Below are 16,938 nucleotides of genomic sequence, written 5' to 3' on the forward strand. Positions count from 1 at the left end.
AATGAATAATCATAAAAAAGTTGTTGTCGTTGGTGGCGGAATATCGGGGTTAAGTGCGGCATTTTATACAAAAAGATTATTGGAAGAACAACAAATACCTGTGGAGATTACGCTAATCGAAAAAAGTAATCATGTAGGTGGAAAAATTAAGACAGTACAACGTGATGGCTTTGTCATTGAAAAAGGTCCTGACTCTTTTCTAGCAAGGAAACTTCCCGTTATAAAATTGGTACAAGAACTGGGATTAGAAGATGAGTTAGTGGCAACAAATGCAAATGCAAAAACAAATTACATTCTTCATAAAGGTAAACTGCATCCTATGCCAATGGGACTTGTCCTTGGAATTCCGACAAAGTTTTCATCATTTGTAAAAACGGGGTTGATTTCTCCACTCGGAAAAGCGAGAGCTGCGATGGATTTTCTGTTACCCAAAAAAGATGATCAAGAAGATGAATCATTAGGGTCTTTTATTGAACGGAGATTAGGGAAAGAGGTTCTAGAAAATATAACGGAACCATTGCTTTCTGGAATTTATTCTGGGGATACACAGTTCTTAAGTTTGAATGCTACTTTTCCACAGTTCAAACAGCTAGAACTGAAGCATCGTAGTCTTATTTTAGGAATGTTAAATGGTACGAAAGGAGCGCGACCAGCTAGTAACCTACCAGAAGTAGCAAAAAGAAGTATGTTTTTAAGTTTCAAAAATGGCTTAGCTACGCTAGTAAACCGTCTAGTGGAGGAATTGCATTCTACTAATATCATAACTGGTGAAGGCATTGTGGAATTGAATAAGGCGGATAAGGGATACAAGGTAAAGCTTGAAAACGGAGCAGAAATAGATGCAGATGCAGTCGTTTTAGCAGTGCCAACTACCGTGGCTGCTACTCTATTGCCTGAATTAACTTTTGCGAATTACTTAAAGCAAGTTCCGTACGTGTCCGTTGCAAATATTGCGTTGGCTTATGACCAAAAGGATATAAATCATCCGTTGAATGGGTCAGGGTTTCTCGTTCCACGGAAAGAAGGGAGGTTCATTACGGCATGTACTTGGACCTCATCGAAGTGGAATCACACAGCTCCAAACGAAAAAGTTTTACTCAGAACGTATGTAGGACGTGCTAATGCAGAAGAGTGGACAGCTTTATCAGATGCAGAGTTAGTGAAGAAGGTTCGGAAAGATATTATGGAAACAATGGGGATTTCGGCAGAACCTGAATTCATTGAGATTTCGAGATGTTATAAGTCCATGCCTCAATATCCTGTTGGGCATTTAGAGCAGTTACGAGTTGGCAGAGAAGAATTACAAGAACATCCTGGTATTTATTTGTGTGGAGCTGGATATGGAGGAGTAGGTATTCCCAATTGTATACAGCAAGGGAGAGAGGCAGCAGAGCATGTATTACAACTCTTACGATAGATAAAGAGTTAGAACGGGGAGTAGAAGATGAGTAAGTCTATACCGAAAATACCACCAAATTTGCAAATATTAAAGCTAACTTTTTTATTCATTGGTACCGGGCTAAGTATGTTTTTAGGTGCGATGATTGTAGGAGCTTGGCTAATTCCTGATCTTGTAGAGTTATCAACAGTAAGGACTCCAAAAGGTTGGTTTCTAGCTCATCTATTATTACTTGGTTGGGCAACAATGGTGGCAATGGGTGCTAGCTTTCAATTAACCCAAGTTATTATGAGGACAACACTGTTTAGTAAGATGTTGGGGTATATCCAGTTTGTATTACATGTAGCAGGGGTAATCGGCCTCATGCTAGGGTTTTACACACATATTGCACTCATCATCGTTGGAGGGGTTAGTGTTACTATTGCAGGTATTCTGTACGTGTATAATTTGCTCATGACATGTAGGAAGAGAAAAGAGTGGAATGTGTTTGTATTAGGCGTGAGTTTAAGTCTAGGATCCTATCTCCTTACCATTTTCCTCGGTATTGCGATGGGGATGCAAGCAGCGCTCGGTACAAATGCACATATGTATGAAGCCACTTTTCACAGTCATTTATGGTTCGGAATTGCGGGCTGGTTATCGGGATTAATCATCGTGTATAGCTTGAAACTATTGCCGATGTTCTATGTGTCTACGAAGAAAGTGACCACTTCTGGCTATTGGATAATTGGGCTTTACCATGTAGGTGTGCTGCTCCACGTTATATCCATATGGAGTGAGATGCAGTGGCTAGCTCATATCGCAACGGGATGTATGGTTGTTGGACTCAGTTTATTTATTAGCTATATCTTTGCTGTAAGGAAGTATCGAAGAGGGAGACTACCGATTGGAACAGTAAAGGTCGCATTTTATCTACTACCTATGATGTTCGTTTTATTTATTGCATGGAGTATCGCTAAACTACTTCCTAAAGGAATTCCCAATCTTACAGAAGGCTTGATTGTGACTATTATTTTAGGCTGGTTTTCTGCGTCCATCTTGAGTTATTTATTTAAGATTATTCCTTTTCTTTGGTGGCCACATCGCTACCAAACGAAGGAACAAAGGAAGTCGGCGGTTCTATTATATGAAATGCTACCAGGGAATCGCATGACCATAGAGCTCATCGGCTATTTGGTAGGAATTGTCCTCGTTGTGAGCGGATTTATTTTAGAAAATTCTATACTTGCTTTAGTTGGTCAATTGATCGCTGTTTGCTTCGTCGTTATTTATTTAATGGAATTACAAAAGGTATTTCGTTATTAAAAAATGTGATTGCATCATCTAATTGAACATTATTTTCAATTATGTGACCGCAATCACATTCTCATTTTCTTGGAAACTTATAATGATAATTGAGAAATCTAATTTTATAGGAGGAATAAAACATGAATACATATGCAGCAACGATTAAAGTGACAGAGTATCCACCACATTTAAAACATAAGGTGATATTCGAAACCTTTAAGAAATTAAATCCATCTGAGTCGATGTTATTAATTAATGATCATGATCCAAAGCCATTACATTTTCAATTCGAGTCGATGTACGCAGGTGATTATCACTGGGAATATGTAGAGCAGGGACCAGAAGTATTCCAAGTGAAGATTGATAAACTATAAAGCTAGTTGGAGCTGATTTTTATGGCAAAGGTAGAGATTATCGATGAAAATACGTTGAAAATAAAAGTAGAACTCCGGGATGCGATTTCCATGGTTCATGAGGCAGCTCAACATATACAACAATATGCCCATGATATTGTGACAATCTATGAAAAAATGCCAGAGTTTGAATATACGTACTTTTGTTTTTATGCATATGATAGTGCTCAACTTTTTGAAAAAATGTTAGAGGTGGATCCGAAGCAATATAATTCCTTCTCCTTGGATGCACCGGACAGCTTTTTCTATTCCTTGTATGGTGGGATGGCAGGTATATACGAAGAAGCGAGGAAATTTGTAGCATAGTTACATGGGTGGGGGAACTGCCATCCCCCATGTTGGGAGTTGATGTAATGTGGAGAGAAACATTGTAGAACTTGATGTACGCGAGCAGTTGAAGAAAAAACTAGAACCATTTCAATTAATAATGAATACGGTGAAGAACTTAAAAGAAGAAGATATCTTTGTTCTTCATGCTACTTTTAAACCAACGCCATTATTAGGTCTTTTGAAAATGAAAGGTTACGTTCATAAAGTAGAAAAAATAGATAAAAACCATTGGGTTGTATCTTTTGTAAATAAAAAGTATAAACACTTCCTTGAAATAGATGAGAATATGGAAGTCACGAAAAAGAAGAAAATGGAAGCAATAGATAGAGAACCAAAAATAATTGAACTGAATAATCGTGGGTTAGAGCCACCACAACCAATGATGCGGACATTAGCAGCATTAGATCGTTCGCTACCAGGTGATAAGGTTCATATCCATAATGACCGTGTGCCGGTTTTTCTCATTGAGGAATTAAAGCGGTTAGGCTGTCCGTTTGACATTGACGAACAGTCGGATGGTTCAGCAAAAGTAAAGATTCAAAAAGTGTAAGGAGGCGTGGGATATGTTTCGTCTCCCATTTCTTTTCATCATAACAGGCATAATTGGTTTCGTTTTTTTCCAAGCAACCACCATTATTAGTTTGTCAGATTGGATGATGAATAGTTTACGTGGTCCAACAGGATGGTTCCAAACGCATTTGTTTGTGCTTGGGTGGGCAACAATGCTTGCGATGGGCGCTGTTTACCAACTAATTAATGTAATACTGCAATCAAAGATTTATAGTGAACGACTAGGATATATTCATTACATCTTCTTTACGGTAGGGTTAATTGGTCTTTTATATGGATTTTACTTCGGAAAAGTAATGATAATTGCTAGTTTTGCTAGTTTAACTTTTATCGGAATTTTATTGTTCGCATGGAATATGGGCGTAACATTAATTCGTGCATCTAAATGGGATGCCATCACGATAAGTGCAGCATGTGCAGTTGGTTATTTAGTATTAACTGGTTTCATAGGAATGGCAATGGGGGTCAATTTCTATACGGGAATTTGGGGCGAGTTCCACGAAAATCTATTTCGCTCTCATATATGGTTAGGTACTGTTGGCTGGTTTGGGCTTCTCATCACTGGCTTTAGTTATAAAATGCTACCGATGTTCTATTTATCCCATCAATATCCAACTAATTTACAAACTGTTACCCTGATTCTTTGGAATAGTGCAGTCGTCTTAGGGGCAATTAATTTCTTAATTGGTGGAGGATTTTGGATTAGCTGGTTAGCTCTTTTCATTCTTACAGGTGCCATTGTCGTATATAATATCCATCTCCTACAGATTAAGAAGTATCGTAATAAACGAAATCCTGGATTAGGAATTAAGTGGTCGGTTTTTGCTAGCCAAGCTTTTCTAGTACTTGTTATCGGATTATTAATATATTCTCTGCTCTTTCCGGAACAGCTCTTTCATGCTAAAACAATGACCATTGCAGGGTGGATCTATCTTGGAGGCTGGGTATCCTTTACGATACTTTGTTACGCTTCAAAAATCGTGCCATTTCTGTGGTGGACACATAAGTATGGAAAACATGCTGGCAAACCTGGCATTCCGTTAATGGCTGACTTATTGGATGAGAAAAAGGTACAAATAGGACTAGCGATTGTAGCGGGCTTTTTTCTCCTATTACTGACAGGGTTATTCATGGAGGCATCTATAATCATTGCCATTGGAGGTACGATATTATCGCTTGTTTCCATACTTTATATAGGGTTAATCGGCTTTGTATTTGCCCGCTAAATTGTATGTAAGGAGTGAAGAAAGTATGGATATGGTAGAACAAATTAAAGAAATGTTAGACCTCGTATATGATCCGGAACTAGGCATTAGCATAGTGGAACTTGGACTTGTATATGATATTCAATATCATGATGGTAAAACGTATATCAAGATGACATTAACAACACCAGGTTGTCCAATGCATGACACTATTGTTGGTGGAGTTCGATTTATCTTGAAGGATCGCCTTGATCTAGAGGATGTGGATATTGATGTAGTCTGGGAACCACAGTGGTCACCGGCAATGATATCAGAACAAGGAAAGCAAATACTTGGATTCTTTTAAAATAGGCTCTGTTAAAGTTCATTGTTGTTAACAACTTAGTTGATTGTAGCGGATGTACACGAGACTCCTGCGGGAACAGCACGAGCCGAAGATCCACTTGGCAAAGCAGTTTTCTTTGCCAAGTTAGCTGAGGCCGTGCCCGCGGAAAGCGAGTGTACAGGAGCGAAAATCAACAACAGAGTTTAACAGAGCTTTTTACTAGTGTTTCTAAAGGGAATCTTCGTTTGATAGGTGTCTTTTGACCCCAATCATTACTAAGATGGGCAGAGGGACACGGTTTGTATATAAATCAGTTATTTTTCAATGCCTCGTTTCGAACCAATTCCACAAACTCATTTACTACCTTTTCATTATTCTTTGTGCCGCCAAGTTTTAATAAAGAGCGTCCAAGAAAATTAGTTCCTTCATTATTCCCTGAATAGATAAACCTTGTCATATTATCATCTTCTTTAATTAATGTATATGCTGCTTGGATATGGAAGACCTTAGCTAACGTAAACTCAATTTTATGATGTTTCCTCACATCCGTTTCCTCGTGCTCAATATCAGTAACGATATATGATTCTTTACGTTTCCCTTCTTGATAGGTTTGTAAATAGGTTGAACCTACGACACCTTCTTTTATGTCGATTGGTTTATGCTCAACCACATTTGGCATTATCCTTTGAATTTGATCAATATCAAAGAGCTTCCAAACTGTTTCTATATTTGCAGGGATTGTAATCTCTTTTCTCCAACTAATCATTTATTTCCACTCCATTTCCATAATCGATAAAAGAATCAATATCATTTATTAGTGCATGTATTTCATTAACTTTTTTCATTAGCTTCTTTTTCTTTGCCTGTAGAATACTTTCCAAATCATCTAAGGAACGTTCTTTTACAACCTCTTTCATCTCTTGTATAGAGAAGTCAAACCGGCGTAAGTAATATAATAATCTTGCAGTTAAAAAAGAATTATTGTCATAGTAGCTATAACGGTTAGTGGGGTCTACGTAAACTGGCTCTAATAGTCCAATTTCAGCATAGTATCTTAAAGTCTCTTTTGACAGCTCCGTCATAGCGGCAAATTCTCCGATGCGATACATAATTGTCCCCCTTTCAAAACCGATTATAAACTATGTGGTGCACCACAATGTCAATCAATTATAGTTTTTCATTTTTCCTAGTAAATAAACCCAGACAATAGGGCGCTATTTTTTGTAAGATTCATGCGAATTCACTCTTTATTATCATGTGTAAGTTTGGTAATAAATCTATGTTCAACTGCAATTTTCCAATTTATTGTATTTGGATAATCGTATTCGGTATGATAAAATTTATTTGATACTGATGTATCATAAGTAATAAGAAATAATTAAATTTTTGTCCTTCGGGGTAGGGTGAAATTCCCAGCCGGCGGTGATGAAGTAATTCTAAGCCCGCGAGCCTGAATAAGGCAGGATTTGGTGAGATTCCAAAGCCGACAGTATAGTCTGGATGGGAGAAGGACAGGATGGAATTTGTAAATAGTATATGTGTAGTCTTATGTTTTTTTTGTAAGGCTCTGTTAAAGTTCATTGTTGTTAACAACTTAGTTGATTGTAGCGGATGTACACGAGACTCCAGCGGGAACAGCACGAGCCGAAGATCCACTTGGCAAAGTGTGGTTTTCTTTGCCAAGTTAGCTGAGGCCGTGCCCGCGGAAAGCGAGTGTACAGGAGCGAAAATCAACAACAGAGTTTAACAGAGTTTAACAGAGCTTTTTATAAAAAAGCATAAGGCTTGTTCTACTATACATATTTTATCTAATCTCCCAAACCCCTTAGGTTTCCTAAGGGGTTTTTTATCGTTATAAGTTATAGAAAGGAGGAAGGAGTGCGTGTTTACAGGACTTATTGAAGATATCGGAACTGTCCAATCTGTAAAAATGGGTAGGCAGAGTATGGAACTAACGATATTATCTGAAAAAATCGTTGATGGCGTCCAAATTGGCGATAGCATTTCAGTTAATGGTGTATGTTTAACCGTCACTGTTTTTAACAAGGAATATTTCACAGTTGACGTGATGCCGGAAACTGTAAAAGCATCAACAATTCGTCTGCTAAAACCTGGTATGCCAGTGAACCTTGAAAGGGCAATGAGTGCCAATGGACGATTTGGTGGGCATTTTGTTTCTGGCCATATTGACGGTACAGGGACAATTGTTAAAAAGGAAAAAAAGGAAAATGCCGTATATTACGTAATTAAGCTGGATGAAGGTCTTAGTGCGTATTGCATTCCAAAAGGTTCTGTTGCCATTGATGGTACAAGTTTGACCATTTTCGAATTAGCGGGCGATTTACTTACGGTATCGTTAATTCCTCTAACACACCAAGATACAGTGTTAGGTCGGAAAAATGTTGGTGATTTCGTAAATATTGAAACCGATATGATTGGAAAGTATATTGTTCACCATTTGACATCAAGTAAGGGAACGCAAGGAATATCAACAAGCTTTTTAGCTGAGCATGGATTTTACTAAAGAGAGGTGTGTTATATGTTCGATTTAATCGAGGATGCCATAAAGGATTTAAAAGCAGGAAAAGTAATCATCGTAGCTGACGATGAAGACCGCGAAAATGAAGGAGATTTTATTGCATTAGCTGAAAAGGCTACTCCTGATGTCATTAATTTTATGGCTACACATGGTCGTGGTTTAATATGCACCCCTATTTCTGAGGAAATGGCTAAAAAGCTAAATCTACGTCCAATGGTGGAAGTGAACACAGATTTCCATGGGACTGCCTTTACGGTAAGTGTTGATTATAAAAAGTCTACAACAGGGATAAGTGCTTTTGAAAGATCGGAAACTATTTTAGCAATGTTAAATGAACATGCTGAAGCGGATGACTTTAAACGGCCTGGTCATGTATTTCCATTAATTGCAAGAGCCGGGGGAGTGTTAGAACGCCCGGGACATACAGAAGCTGCAGTAGACCTTGCGAAGCTTTGTGGTGCTGCTCCAGCTGGGGTAATTTGTGAAATTATGAATGAAGATGGAACAATGGCACGTGTTCCACAGTTGTCAAAGTTAGCTGCTGAACATGATGTAAAGTTCATTACAATTGCTGACTTAAGAGAGTATCTTAAAAATTTGCAAGCGAAAGGTATACATTCATTTTAAAAATTAGGAGGAAGATAAATGGGAAATATAATCGAAGCACAATTAATAGGTACAGGATTAAAAGTGGGGATTGTAGTAGGGAGATTTAATGAATTCATTACAAGCAAATTATTGGATGGGGCTGTTGATGGACTAAAGCGTCATGGGGTACATGATCAAGATGTAGACATTGCATGGGTGCCGGGCGCATTTGAAATTCCCCTTATTGCAAAAAAACTAGTCCAAACAGGTAAATACGATGCTGTCATTGGTCTAGGAACTGTAATTAGAGGAGCGACGACACATTATGATTATGTGTGTAATGAAGCTGCGAAGGGTATGGCAGCTGTTTCACTAGAATCGGGAGTTCCAGTTATCTTCGGATTAGTAACGACAGAAAATATCGAGCAAGCAATTGAAAGAGCGGGTACTAAGGCAGGTAATAAAGGGTATGAGTCTGCTGTTTCCGCAATTGAGATGGCGAATCTAGGGAAAATGATTTCTTAAGAAAAAAGTATAACCTCTAGTGTAGATGAAAGAAGAACCTACACTAGAGGTTATTTTATTTAGTCGCTATGTCTAAGTGAGAAAGGTTATTTTTTTCTATTTAGCTTAACAAATATCATAAATAACAAACCAATTACAATGGCGAAGTTTAGTTGGTTTAATAGTACTTCTTCAACTATTAATGGTGTTATTAACGTGTAGGCGATGACAAAGATTAGAAGATATAGATATGGTCTTCCTGAATCATTCATATGAAGCCTCCTTTAGGCTAAAATTTTATCAACCTTTTCACTTTCATCTTCTAAGCGTGATACGGATGCAATCGCACTTTCCTCATCCGGGTAAAAAGAAGAGGAACCAAGATGTTCATATAGACCGCTCTTTTTAAAGAGTGTTAATTCTTCTTCATTCAGACCTGTAATCAATACTCTTCCGCCTGAGGCAGTAAAATCTTTAATAAATGATGAGAGTTTCTCCTCTCCAGTTGCATCTATCGTCGTTACTTCAGACATATTCAAAATAATTACTTTAGGAGCATTTTGAATTGTGGCGGTTAGAGCACGTTCAAAAGCCTGTGCTGTTCCAAAGAATAACGGCCCCTTAACTGTAAAAGTCTTATAGTTAAAGTGAGCAGTTAAGTCTAATGTGTCATGTTTTCCTTGATTTACTTGTATTAATTTACTTTTCTTTTGTATAAAGGAAAGAATCGCTAGCAGTAAACCGACCTGAACGGCAACAGTTAAATTAACAAAGACAGTTAAAGCAAACGTAGTCACTAGTACAACAGAATCACTTGATTTCATATTCAGAATTTGTTTAAAGGACTTTACCTGCGCCATATTCCATGCTACAAACATTAAAATTGGTGCCATCGCTGCAAGTGGAATATGTGAAGCATAAGGTGCAAATAGCAGAAGTGTCACCAATACAAAAACACTATGAATAACGCCTGATAAGCGGCTGACAGCTCCAGATTTAATGTTAGTTGCTGTACGTGCAATCGCTCCAGTTGCAGGGATTCCACCGAAAAGTGGAGCTACTATATTTGCAACACCTTGACCAAATAATTCTCTATTGGAATGATGTCTTTCTTTTGTCATTCCATCTGCGACAACTGCGGAAAGAAGGGATTCTATAGCCCCTAACGAAGCAATAATGAGTGCTGGTACAAATAACTGACTAATTTTCCCTAGTGTAATTGAAGGGAATTGAAATTCTGGTAGAGTTTGAGGGATGCCACCAAAAGCCGTACCGATTGTTTCCACATGGTTTGGATAAAAAAGAACAGCTACTAGCGTTGGAATCATTAGCCCTGCTAAGTAAACCGGTATTTTTCGAGAAAGTCTTGGAATAACAAGAATTGTTATAATACCAATAATAGCAGTAATAATGCTGTAAATGTTCAATGTAGGGAAGTGCCGAAAGATTTCAAGCATGTTTTCGTGGAAGTATTCTTTCTTTTCTACGTTAGAAAGTCCGAAGAAATTACTGATTTGCCCAGAAAATATGATAACGGCAATTCCAGTGGTAAAACCAATCGTTACAGATCTAGGAATGTAATGAACTAAGTTTCCTATACGCAAGAAACTCATCATAATAAGCATTACTCCTGCCATTAAACCTGCAATTAATAAATCTTGGTAGCCATATTGCAGAACGATAGCAAGTAAGATAGGAATAAATGCTCCCGTTGGACCTGCAATTTGAAACCGTGAACCGCCTAGCAATGAGACTAGCAATCCAGCGATAATCGTCGTGTAAATTCCGTACTCTGGCTTCACACCCGAAGCCATGGCAAAAGCCATCCCTAGAGGAATGGCTACAATACCGACGGTAATCCCAGAAATGAAGTCCTTGCGGAGGCTTGTAAACTGATAATCTTTTAAACGATCAACAGACAACAAACCACTTCACCTCTAAATTTTTTATATTTTAATCCTTTAGCATACTAATTATATCATAAGTTACAGATTTTTCAATTTACTCAGTATGAGAAGGAGAGGTTTTTCGTTATAATGGAAAAAATAGCTAATTTCATATGGAGGTGGGGAATATTAAAGTTGTGATTGCACCCGATTCCTTTAAAGGTAGCGTGACAGCAATGGAGGCAGCATATGCGATTGAAAAAGGTGTTAAAGCTGCATTGCCATCTGCAGAAACGGTAATAGTTCCAATGGCGGATGGTGGGGAAGGAACAGTAGAAACATTAGTTTCTGCCACAAGCGGTCATCAAGTGAGTAAAGTAGTAACAGGACCACTTGGAAGAAAAGTGGAAGCGATTTATGGAGTGCTTGGTGATGGCGTAACTTGTGTTGTTGAAGTGGCGAGTGCATCTGGAATTAACTTATTAACGAAAGATGAACTTAATCCAATGCAGACAACGACATTCGGAACCGGAGAACTGATTAAACATGCACTAGATGATGGATACAGAAAATTTATTTTAGCCCTCGGTGGTTCTGCTACAAATGATGGTGGTGCAGGAATGTTGCAAGCACTTGGCGTTAGTCTAAAAGATAAAGAGGGAAACGAAGTCGGCTTTGGTGGCGGGGAATTAGGGAATATTAGAAACATTGATATGACGCATTTTGATCAAAGAGTTGAGGAGAGTACCTTTTTAATTGCTTCTGATGTTGAAAATCCATTGATTGGAAAAAATGGGGCCTCGTATGTGTTTGGACCACAAAAGGGAGCAACACCAGAAATGGTAGAGGAATTAGATAGTAATCTCCAACATTTTGCGAATGTTATTGAAGAAACAACAGGAATACATATACATGATGCAGCAGGAGCTGGAGCAGCTGGCGGAATTGGTGGCGCCTTTCAAGCATTCTTTCCGGCTGTTAGGAAAAGGGGAGTGGAGGTAGTTCTCGAATACTCCGGCTTTAATGAAATATTGGACGGTGCGGACCTCGTGATTACTGGAGAAGGACAAGTGGATTCGCAAACTGCTTTTGGAAAAACACCGATGGGAGTCGCAGAGGCAGCGCGTAAAAACAATATCCCAACTATTATTCTTGCAGGTTCTGTTGGTGATAATATCCAAAACCTTTATCCATATGGCGTAATAGGGGTATATAGTATCATTAACCGACCAATGACATTAGAAACTGCCATAAAAGAAGCTAGTAAGCTGCTAGAACAAAAAACCGAACAAATTTGCCGTACGTTTTTTGCAAGGGGAAATAAAGTATAAATTGTTTACTTAATGAAAAGGAGGTTTAGCAATTGTCTGAACCGAAGATGAAAGAAACGAACAACAGTGTCATTGAATTTATTGAGAAAGTGGAAAGTGAAAAGAAGAAGGCAGATGCATATGAGTTATTACAAATTTTCGAGGAGGTGACTGGCTACGAGGCAAAGATGTGGGGCCCTAGTATTATCGGTTTTGGTAGCTATCATTATAAGTATGCATCAGGACGTGAAGGGGACGCGCCTTTAGTTGCCTTTTCACCGAGAAAAGCAAAAATTAGTCTTTATTTAGATTATGAAGGGGAAGAAAGAGACAAATTTTTAGAAAACTTTGGTAAACACACAAAGAGTAAAGCTTGTATATATGTAAATAAATTAGCTGATATCGATATTAATGTTTTAAAGGAGTTAATAAAACATACAGTAGAAAAGTATAAAAAACTGTATCCGAGTGAATAAGAGTAGGGGTATTATTACTAGAGGTTGTGACAAACGATTTGAACTCAATTTAAATTAGAACGATGTAAGTATAACTATACTGCTTCGGAAATACACTACGCTTTCCGCGGGCGGCTAATGAGCCTCCTCGGCGCTAAACGCGCCTGTGGGGTCTCATCGAGGCCTTTATTGAGGGCACTGAAAAAGTCTCTAATTTTGCAGTAGAAAGTTCAAATACATCGAACTTTCTACTGCTTTTTTACTTTATAATAAAGATACTAATTATATGTAGGTGATCTTCCAAATGCTATCAAACCAAGAGTCTCTAAATCTAAGCCCATTCATGGCAATATACGACATAGTTGTACCGAAAGACAATATGCTACGTAAGATCAATGAACTTGTAGATTTTACATTTATATTTGAAGAATTGAAAACAAAATATTGCCTTGATAACGGAAGGAACGCAGTTCCTCCAATTCGTATGTTTAAATATCTACTGTTAAAATCATTTTTTGATTTATCTGATGTCGATGTAGTAGAACGATCAAAATATGATATGTCATTTAAATATTTCCTCGATATGGCACCCGAGGATAAAGTCATTAATCCAAGCTCGCTGACTAAATTCCGCAAACTCCGTCTTACAGATGAGGGTTTATTAGATATGCTTATAGGGAAATCGGTTGAAATCGCGTTGGAACACGGAATTATTAATAGTAAAACGATAATCGTGGACTCTACACATACAAAATCTCGTTATCATCAAAAATCACCAAAAGAGTTTTTACAAGAGAAATCAAAAAATGTTAGAAAAGCAGTGTATCAAATTGATGACTCTGTAAAAGAAAAATTCCCCGCAAAACCAACTTCTAATGAAATCTCAGATGAATTGGATTATTGTAATCAAATCATTTCAATTATTGAAAGAGAGCCACAAATCGCAGAGGTGCCTTCTGTTAAAGAGAAGTTAAATGTTTTAAGAGAAGTCACGGAGGATTTCAAAGAAAACCTTAGCTATTCTAATGATCCTGATGCCAGGACAGGACATAAATCTGCAGATTCTTCTTTTTTTGGTTTTAAAACGCACCTTGCGATGAGTGATGAAAGAATTATTACTTCAGCAGTTGTGACAACAGGTGAAAAGAGTGATGGGAAATTCCTGCAGGAATTAGTTCAGAAGAGTCAAGCAACAGGAATGGAAATTGAAACAGTTATTGGAGATACTGCGTATTCTGAGAAGGATAATATTAGCTATGCCAGTGAAAATGAACTAACTCTGGTTTCTAAATTGCATCCAATCATAACACATGGAACACGAACAAAAGAAAAAGAGTTTGAATTTAATAAAGATGCTGGATTGTACGTGTGTAAGGCAGGTCACTTAGCAACTGGTAAAAAATACAACAAAGGAGATGGAGAAAAGAAAAGTCCAAGAATTAGATACATATTTGATGTAGAAAAGTGTAAAGTCTGTCCACTTCGTGATGGATGTTATAAAGAGGGAGCGAAAACGAAGTCCTACTATGTAACAATTAAATCCAAAGAACATACCGAGCAGGAAGCTTTTCAAAACACAGAAGAGTTTAAGAACTTAGCGAAGTCTCGGTATAAAATTGAAGCCAAAAATAGTGAGTTAAAACACAGACACGGGTATGATATAGCATCATCTGCGGGTCTATTTGGTTTGCAAGTCCAAGGAGCAACGACGATATTCGCTGTCAATCTAAAGCGAATTATAAAATTGCTCAGTGAAAAAGAGTAAAAAATAGTGACATAGTAAGGCAATTTCCCTCTTAAAACAGTGGGAAATTGCCCTTTTTTTTGCCATCAACTACTATAATAAACAAAAATATGAAAGATTTTCAGTGCCCTCCCTCCTTTATTCCCGCAGGAGTCTTCGTGTATTTCCTCCGCTGGTAACTATAAAATTTTAAATAAAGTGGCCAAACTATCTTGTTTTGAAATCAAGTTATAGTTCGGCTTTTTATTTGCAACCATATTCCTTTGTGCCAATCTCTCTTTTTTACACCGTATTCATTTCACTTTATATTTATAATTTTACGACAATTATTATGGGAGCTACTCATATAATGTAAGAAGGAGAAGATGCCTTTGGAAAAAACAAAGTATGTAATCGGGATTATAATAATTACATTATTTATGGTAGCTTGTTCATATCAAGAACAAGAAATTAAAGTTTTTCAGCGTATTGGTAGTGAAAACAAATATGAAGTTATGAAAGTTATTACGGATAAAGAGCAAGTTCAGACAGTGAGAAAGATGATAGATAATATAAATTGGGAGATAGTAAAGTTTCAAATGGAACGTCCTCCTGATTACAAATTTGCATTTCAACCTACAAATGCTGAAGTCGATGTAAAAACCATACAATATCAACTTTGGATAAGTCCAAATAAGGATAAAGTAGGTCTCCATGGAGGAAGTAGATATTACCAATTGAATAAAGAAAATTCTGCCATTATATTTGAAATCTTAACAGGAGAAAAGATTTCAAACGCGAATGTTAATGAATGAAGGGACGATTTTTAAGCCCCACAATTGCATACTTCAACGAGGTTTTTTTCATATAGATTCAAAATTTTCTAAGATGAAGGGAGGAAACCATCAAAATTGAAAAGATTATTAAGTATTATTTTTATAAGCTTTATGATACTTAGTGGTTGTGAGGATATAGATGATCATTATTCTAGTATTGAGAATGAAGCCTTTTTAGATGTCCTTAATGACCCAAATATGGTGTATCTTAACTTCAAAGGACATAGCGATAATTGGGCAGTGGTAAATATAGCTTATAGGGAGAAGGATTCTGATAGATTTATAACAAAAATATTTGCGAAATATATTGGTGAAAAGTCTCTTCCAACTGGGGAAATAAGCTCTGTTTACGAAGCAGGGGGCATCACAAAAAGTGAATCAGCTATTTACACTGATGTACCTGAAAATGGGATGTATTACTTAGGCGAGTATTCAAGTAACGAACTTATGCCGTTGATAACAACTAAAGTGAAGTTGCAAATTGAGTGGAATGAAAAATCAGAGTTCATTGAATTGGAATCAAAGTAAAAATTTAGATAAAGTAGTAGTTTTAGAAACCTGCCAATCCTTCATATAGATTGGTAGGTTTATTTTGTTCCTGAAGGTTAATTGCCTCTATAGAGTAGATGTTTTTTATTCAAGAGCACTCTTAATTTATCAGCTACAATTGTTAATGATGTAACAGGAAGGATATTTCATGGTGGATATTGAATATAGAACTAGGAACCTTTGGTGTAAGGAAAAAAGCGAGGTATTAACATGAGCAATTGGTGGTATGGCTTTTATTTTTTAGTATTGAGTATTGTAGCTTTTTTTACAGGTGAAATTGTAACATTCATTATGCTTGGATTTATATTGCTAAGTCTTAACAATATAAACTCAACTTTAAAAAAGATACATAGAAGTAATGGTGGGGCATCCACTCCGAAAGAATAAGCAATTGTTATCCATTAGAATAGTTATTTGTTTTCTTAAGCAGGATTAATAGTATTAGTTTTTAGTGATAAGACAAAGGCTGTCGAAATCGTTTCGGTAGCCTGTGGGCACACACACTTTTACTTTGCTCAACTTCACTACTTTGTCGTTTGTAATTCTCCTAAAGGAACCGTCTCAAATTCGATGACGTCATGGCCCTCATATGTAAACCTATGTTCATAGTTTATCGGGTCGTTAAGAATGGTAGGTAAGAAATATTTTAAGTTTGCCATACCTTGATTATGAGGATGGAGAATCCAGTCAATATTTTTCCAATCAAGAATCCCTTCATCTGTCTTCATAGGAGTAGCAAAGTGAAATTCCTCAGGTAACTCTGCCACAAAGACATACATTCCTCCACTAATCCAACTAACGATTCCTTTATACTCCGCAGTATCCAGTACAATGCCGGTTTCTTCTTCCACTTCGCGCAAAATACATTGTAATGGAGTTTCCCCTGCATCTATCTTACCGCCAACGCCATTCCATATTCCCATCCATTCAGGATTTTCGCGATTAAGTAGTAATATATTATCACCTTGCCTAATAAAGCAGATAGTATATTTATACATAAGTAACCTCCGAACTCGAAT

20 protein-coding genes, 1 pseudogene and 1 riboswitch are annotated in these 16,938 nt (G+C 37.2%); of the genes and pseudogenes, 16 read left to right on the forward strand and 5 right to left on the reverse strand.

What is annotated here, in order from left to right:
• The first annotated feature begins 1 nt into the window (after window position 1).
• The 7 genes from hemY to ACFPM4_RS12045 all read left to right on the forward strand — a co-directional run bounded on the left by hemY (window position 2) and on the right by ACFPM4_RS12045 (window position 5,550).
• Window positions 2-1,417 carry a protoporphyrinogen oxidase gene (gene hemY, locus ACFPM4_RS12015; protein WP_382351867.1) on the forward strand — a complete coding sequence of 472 codons (1,416 nt, stop codon included), beginning with the start codon at window positions 2-4 and terminating at the stop codon, window positions 1,415-1,417.
• A gap of 27 nt (window positions 1,418-1,444) precedes the next feature.
• On the forward strand, window positions 1,445-2,704 hold the full coding sequence (locus ACFPM4_RS12020) for a hypothetical protein (protein ID WP_382351870.1): 1,260 nt from the start codon (window positions 1,445-1,447) through the stop codon (window positions 2,702-2,704).
• Between the two features lie 122 nt (window positions 2,705-2,826).
• A complete protein-coding gene (locus ACFPM4_RS12025; protein ID WP_144919419.1) occupies window positions 2,827-3,060 on the forward strand; it encodes a DUF2249 domain-containing protein in 234 nt (77 codons plus the stop codon).
• A gap of 21 nt (window positions 3,061-3,081) precedes the next feature.
• Window positions 3,082-3,405 (forward strand): hypothetical protein, encoded by a 324-nt coding sequence (locus tag ACFPM4_RS12030; RefSeq protein ID WP_144919418.1) that lies wholly within the window; start codon window positions 3,082-3,084, stop codon window positions 3,403-3,405.
• 49 nt (window positions 3,406-3,454) lie between these two features.
• Window positions 3,455-3,979 (forward strand): DUF2249 domain-containing protein, encoded by a 525-nt coding sequence (locus ACFPM4_RS12035; RefSeq protein WP_382351874.1) that lies wholly within the window; start codon window positions 3,455-3,457, stop codon window positions 3,977-3,979.
• A 13-nt stretch (window positions 3,980-3,992) separates the two neighbouring features.
• Entirely contained in the window at window positions 3,993-5,225 is a 1,233-nt protein-coding gene (locus ACFPM4_RS12040) for a hypothetical protein (protein WP_382351877.1), read from the forward strand.
• Between the two features lie 25 nt (window positions 5,226-5,250).
• Window positions 5,251-5,550, forward strand: coding sequence for a metal-sulfur cluster assembly factor (locus tag ACFPM4_RS12045; RefSeq protein ID WP_382351880.1), 300 nt, complete (start codon window positions 5,251-5,253; stop codon window positions 5,548-5,550).
• Between the two features lie 289 nt (window positions 5,551-5,839).
• On the opposite strand, the gene ACFPM4_RS12050 is transcribed toward ACFPM4_RS12045, so the two are convergent.
• Together ACFPM4_RS12050 and ACFPM4_RS12055 are read right to left on the reverse strand one after the other, a co-directional pair.
• Window positions 5,840-6,295, reverse strand: coding sequence for an SRPBCC family protein (locus tag ACFPM4_RS12050; RefSeq protein ID WP_382351883.1), 456 nt, complete (start codon window positions 6,293-6,295; stop codon window positions 5,840-5,842).
• On the reverse strand, window positions 6,288-6,638 hold the full coding sequence (locus tag ACFPM4_RS12055) for a MerR family transcriptional regulator (protein ID WP_382351886.1): 351 nt from the start codon (window positions 6,636-6,638) through the stop codon (window positions 6,288-6,290). The genes ACFPM4_RS12050 and ACFPM4_RS12055 overlap by 8 nt, the downstream gene beginning before the upstream one ends.
• Before the next feature lie 276 nt (window positions 6,639-6,914).
• Window positions 6,915-7,045, forward strand: a riboswitch (FMN riboswitch).
• Window positions 7,046-7,411: 366 nt separating this feature from the next.
• Here ACFPM4_RS12055 and ribE point away from each other — a divergent pair.
• The 3 genes and pseudogenes from ribE (at window position 7,412) to ribH (ending at window position 9,181) form a co-directional block, all read left to right on the forward strand.
• Window positions 7,412-8,053 (forward strand): riboflavin synthase, encoded by a 642-nt coding sequence (ribE, locus tag ACFPM4_RS12060; RefSeq protein ID WP_382351889.1) that lies wholly within the window; start codon window positions 7,412-7,414, stop codon window positions 8,051-8,053.
• Between the two features lie 15 nt (window positions 8,054-8,068).
• A pseudogene (gene ribB / locus ACFPM4_RS12065) lies at window positions 8,069-8,656 on the forward strand (3,4-dihydroxy-2-butanone-4-phosphate synthase); the annotation flags it as partial.
• A gap of 57 nt (window positions 8,657-8,713) precedes the next feature.
• On the forward strand, window positions 8,714-9,181 hold the full coding sequence (gene ribH / locus ACFPM4_RS12070; protein WP_144919412.1) for a 6,7-dimethyl-8-ribityllumazine synthase: 468 nt from the start codon (window positions 8,714-8,716) through the stop codon (window positions 9,179-9,181).
• An 86-nt stretch (window positions 9,182-9,267) separates the two neighbouring features.
• Here the strand turns inward: ribH and ACFPM4_RS12075 are convergent, their stop codons facing one another.
• A complete protein-coding gene (locus tag ACFPM4_RS12075) occupies window positions 9,268-9,432 on the reverse strand; it encodes a hypothetical protein (RefSeq protein ID WP_382351892.1) in 165 nt (54 codons plus the stop codon).
• Between the two features lie 12 nt (window positions 9,433-9,444).
• Window positions 9,445-11,082 carry a SulP family inorganic anion transporter gene (locus tag ACFPM4_RS12080; RefSeq protein ID WP_382351895.1) on the reverse strand — a complete coding sequence of 546 codons (1,638 nt, stop codon included), beginning with the start codon at window positions 11,080-11,082 and terminating at the stop codon, window positions 9,445-9,447.
• Window positions 11,083-11,234: 152 nt separating this feature from the next.
• On the opposite strand from ACFPM4_RS12080, the gene ACFPM4_RS12085 reads away from it, so the two are divergent.
• From ACFPM4_RS12085 to ACFPM4_RS12110, 6 genes are all read left to right on the forward strand, one after another.
• Window positions 11,235-12,377 (forward strand): glycerate kinase, encoded by a 1,143-nt coding sequence (locus ACFPM4_RS12085; protein WP_382352095.1) that lies wholly within the window; start codon window positions 11,235-11,237, stop codon window positions 12,375-12,377.
• Between the two features lie 32 nt (window positions 12,378-12,409).
• Window positions 12,410-12,832 (forward strand): DUF1801 domain-containing protein, encoded by a 423-nt coding sequence (locus ACFPM4_RS12090; RefSeq protein ID WP_382351898.1) that lies wholly within the window; start codon window positions 12,410-12,412, stop codon window positions 12,830-12,832.
• A 283-nt stretch (window positions 12,833-13,115) separates the two neighbouring features.
• Complete coding sequence (locus tag ACFPM4_RS12095; RefSeq protein WP_382351901.1) at window positions 13,116-14,576, forward strand: IS1182 family transposase; 1,461 nt, start codon at window positions 13,116-13,118, stop codon at window positions 14,574-14,576.
• A gap of 350 nt (window positions 14,577-14,926) precedes the next feature.
• The gene (locus tag ACFPM4_RS12100) at window positions 14,927-15,349 is read left to right on the forward strand and encodes a YhfM domain-containing protein (RefSeq protein WP_382351903.1); all 423 of its coding nucleotides are present in this window, start codon (window positions 14,927-14,929) and stop codon (window positions 15,347-15,349) included.
• Window positions 15,350-15,445: 96 nt separating this feature from the next.
• Window positions 15,446-15,898 (forward strand): hypothetical protein, encoded by a 453-nt coding sequence (locus ACFPM4_RS12105; RefSeq protein WP_382351906.1) that lies wholly within the window; start codon window positions 15,446-15,448, stop codon window positions 15,896-15,898.
• Window positions 15,899-16,129: 231 nt separating this feature from the next.
• The gene (locus tag ACFPM4_RS12110; protein ID WP_382351909.1) at window positions 16,130-16,306 is read left to right on the forward strand and encodes a hypothetical protein; all 177 of its coding nucleotides are present in this window, start codon (window positions 16,130-16,132) and stop codon (window positions 16,304-16,306) included.
• 137 nt (window positions 16,307-16,443) lie between these two features.
• On the opposite strand, the gene ACFPM4_RS12115 is transcribed toward ACFPM4_RS12110, so the two are convergent.
• Window positions 16,444-16,917 (reverse strand): NUDIX hydrolase, encoded by a 474-nt coding sequence (locus ACFPM4_RS12115; protein WP_382351912.1) that lies wholly within the window; start codon window positions 16,915-16,917, stop codon window positions 16,444-16,446.
• Between the last annotated feature and the right edge of the window lie 21 nt (window positions 16,918-16,938).

The sequence above is a fragment of the Lederbergia graminis genome, assembly GCF_042655485.1.
Lineage (GTDB): Bacteria > Bacillota > Bacilli > Bacillales > Bacillaceae_C > Lederbergia > Lederbergia graminis.

Coding starts and splice junctions, on each gene's coding strand:
- hemY (WP_382351867.1), top strand. CDS start 2: ATGAATAATCATAAAAAAGTTGTTGTCGTTGGTGGCGGAATATCGGGG.
- ACFPM4_RS12075 (WP_382351892.1), bottom strand. CDS start 9,432: ATGAATGATTCAGGAAGACCATATCTATATCTTCTAATCTTTGTCATC.
- ACFPM4_RS12115 (WP_382351912.1), bottom strand. CDS start 16,917: ATGTATAAATATACTATCTGCTTTATTAGGCAAGGTGATAATATATTA.
- ACFPM4_RS12055 (WP_382351886.1), bottom strand. CDS start 6,638: ATGTATCGCATCGGAGAATTTGCCGCTATGACGGAGCTGTCAAAAGAG.
- ACFPM4_RS12025 (WP_144919419.1), top strand. CDS start 2,827: ATGAATACATATGCAGCAACGATTAAAGTGACAGAGTATCCACCACAT.
- ACFPM4_RS12040 (WP_382351877.1), top strand. CDS start 3,993: ATGTTTCGTCTCCCATTTCTTTTCATCATAACAGGCATAATTGGTTTC.
- ACFPM4_RS12045 (WP_382351880.1), top strand. CDS start 5,251: ATGGATATGGTAGAACAAATTAAAGAAATGTTAGACCTCGTATATGAT.
- ACFPM4_RS12020 (WP_382351870.1), top strand. CDS start 1,445: ATGAGTAAGTCTATACCGAAAATACCACCAAATTTGCAAATATTAAAG.
- ACFPM4_RS12110 (WP_382351909.1), top strand. CDS start 16,130: ATGAGCAATTGGTGGTATGGCTTTTATTTTTTAGTATTGAGTATTGTA.
- ribH (WP_144919412.1), top strand. CDS start 8,714: ATGGGAAATATAATCGAAGCACAATTAATAGGTACAGGATTAAAAGTG.
- ACFPM4_RS12050 (WP_382351883.1), bottom strand. CDS start 6,295: ATGATTAGTTGGAGAAAAGAGATTACAATCCCTGCAAATATAGAAACA.
- ACFPM4_RS12095 (WP_382351901.1), top strand. CDS start 13,116: ATGCTATCAAACCAAGAGTCTCTAAATCTAAGCCCATTCATGGCAATA.
- ACFPM4_RS12030 (WP_144919418.1), top strand. CDS start 3,082: ATGGCAAAGGTAGAGATTATCGATGAAAATACGTTGAAAATAAAAGTA.